The sequence below is a fragment of the Sphingopyxis sp. genome, assembly GCF_036402335.1.
Lineage (GTDB): Bacteria > Pseudomonadota > Alphaproteobacteria > Sphingomonadales > Sphingomonadaceae > Sphingopyxis.
Map to the genome: position 1 here is coordinate 1 of NZ_DASWTD010000095.1, position 2,495 is coordinate 2,495.

At 64.4% G+C, this 2,495-nt stretch carries 1 protein-coding gene and 1 pseudogene; both read left to right on the top strand.

Going from position 1 to position 2,495, the window contains the following annotated elements; all coding sequences use genetic code 11:
* Nucleotides 1-145: 145 nt before the first annotated feature.
* On the top strand, nt 146-2,380 hold the full coding sequence (locus VGD20_RS02870; protein ID WP_414714532.1) for a TonB-dependent receptor: 2,235 nt from the start codon (nt 146-148) through the stop codon (nt 2,378-2,380).
* A gap of 3 nt (nt 2,381-2,383) precedes the next feature.
* Nucleotides 2,384-2,495 (top strand): annotated as a pseudogene (locus VGD20_RS02875) (PepSY domain-containing protein); the annotation flags it as partial.

Here is a 2,495-nt window from a genome sequence, read left to right on the forward strand (position 1 = left end):
AACAAAACCTGCAGGACAGCGGAGCCCGCCAGCGCGGGCAACATCATCGCGCCTTGAGCAACGGCGGAGTTATCCGACTCCGCTATTGCTAGTCATTCGCATTCCTTATAGGGGCGACTTCGGTCCGTCCTTACAGGGGAATCCAATCGTGCGTCGCGTTGCTCTTCGTTCGTCCTTGCTCGCCTGCGTGGCGCTTTCAGGCCAGTCGGCATTTGCCGAGACGACCGACGAGGCTGCCGACGCCACTGCAGGTACCATCGTGGTGACCGCGGCGCGCACCGCGCTTCCCGCCAATGCGCTGCCGCTGACGATCGATGTCATAGACCAGGAGACGCTTGCGCAGCAGGTCTCGATCAGCGGATCAGTAGTCGACGCTGTTTCGAACCTCACGCCCTCCTTCTCGCCGACCCGGCAGAAGCTCTCGGGCGCGGGCGAAACGCTGCGCGGCCGCTCGCCGCTCTATGCGATCAACGGCATTCCGCAATCGACCCCGATGCGCGACGGCAGCCGCGACGGCTTTACGATCGACGGCTTCTTCGTCGACCGCGTCGAGCTGATCTATGGCTCGAACGCACTTCAGGGGATCGGTGGCACCGGCGGCATCGTCAATCAGGTCACCGTCGGCGCGCCGAAGGAAGAGGGCATTTCGGGCCGCGTCCTGCTCCAGGGCACCTCCGACGACGGGTTCAGCAAGGACGGGCTCGGCGGCAAGATCGGCGGATTGTTCCAGTACAAGGCGGGCCGTTTCGACGCGACCTTTGGCGCGGCGTGGGAAAAGCGCGGCGCTTTCTACGACGGCGAGGGTCGCCGCATCGGCATCAACCTGACGCAGGGCGAGACGCAGGATTCGAAGGCGCTCTCGCTCTTCGCGCGCCTCGGCTACGAGCTGTCGCCGACCGCCCGGCTCGATCTGATCGCGAGCCGTTTCGAACTGAAGGGCGACGGCGATTATATCGCGCTGGCGGGCAACCGCACGCTCGGCACCCCGACGAGCGCGGTGCGCGGCTCGCCTCCGGGCAAGGCGGCGCAGAACCGCACCGAAAGCGTCGCGCTGTCGTTGACCGATACCGACCTTGGCGGCGGCAATTTCGTCAGCCAGATCTTCTTCAATCGCAGTCGCGACACCTTCGGCGGCGAGGTGGCGACGCAGGCGACCTTCCAGGATCCGGCGCTCGCGCCGGTCGGCACGCTGTTCGACCAGTCGCAGAACCGGTCGCGCAAGCTCGGCGCCAAGCTGAGCTATGAGCGCGCGGTCCCGGGTTTCGAGGATCTGACGCTCACGCTCGGCTTCGATGCGCTCGTCGACAAGACCGAACAGGCACTGATCGCCACGGGGCGCGTCTGGGTGCCGCCGAGCGATTTCCGCAGCCTTGCCCCGTTCGGACAGGCGAATTTGAAGCTGTTCGACGGGCTCGTCCGCCTCGCCGGCGGCGTGCGCTGGGAAAATGTGACGATCAAGATCGACGATTATCACACCCTCGCGTCGACCACCTTCCGCGCCTGCACGACGCCGCCCGCGGCGCCGGTCACGCCCTGCGGCCTCGCCAGCTATGGCGGCGTCGAAGTTACCGGCGCCAAGCCCAAATTCGACGATGTGCTGATCAACGGCGGCGTGATCGTCGAGCCGTGGGAGGGCATCCGCGCCTATGCGAGCTATGCCGAGGGCTTCACGGTCCCCGACATCGGGCGCATCACCCGCGCCGTAAGCGAGACCGGCTTCTCGGTGAATTCGATCGGCATCGATCCGATCATTTCGAACAATCGCGAAATCGGCGTTGAAGTGAAGCGCGGTCCGCTGGATGCGTCGGCCGCCTATTTCTGGTCGTCGAGCGACAAGGGCCAATTGCTCATCGCGGGCACCGACCGCAATTTCGACGTCCAGCGTCTGCGCGTCGAACTTCAAGGCTTCGAATTCAATCTCGGTGTCAAATTGCCGATCGACGGGCTCAAGCTCAACGCCGGCTATGCCCATATCAAGGGCAAGTTTGACAGCGACGCGTCGCGCGGCGCACCCGATGGTATCGTCGACACCGATCTCGACGGCGTCAACATCTCGCCCGACCGCCTGAACCTGTCGGCAAGCTATAACAAGGGGCCACTGTCGGCGCTGGTGCAGACGCAATTCTATCTGTCGCGCAGCTTCCACGCCGATCCCGGCAAGCCCGTGCCCGACCAGCGCAACAATTTCGGCGGCTACAACGTCACCGACGCGAGCATCCGTTACCAGACGGGCTTCGGCGGGCTGAGCCTGTCGGTCCAGAATCTGTTCGACAAATTCTACATCGACTATTCGAGCGACACGCGGCTGCCGAACGACAATCTCGCTTTCTTCGCGGGGCGCGGGCGGACGTTCACGCTCGGCTGGGATTACCGCTTCTAAATGATGAAACTGCTCGACACGCTGCACCGCTGGACGGGGGGCCTGATCGGCCTCGTGCTCGCGCTCATGGGCCTGTCCGGGACGATCCTGCTCTATGAGCATCTGTGGATCGGGG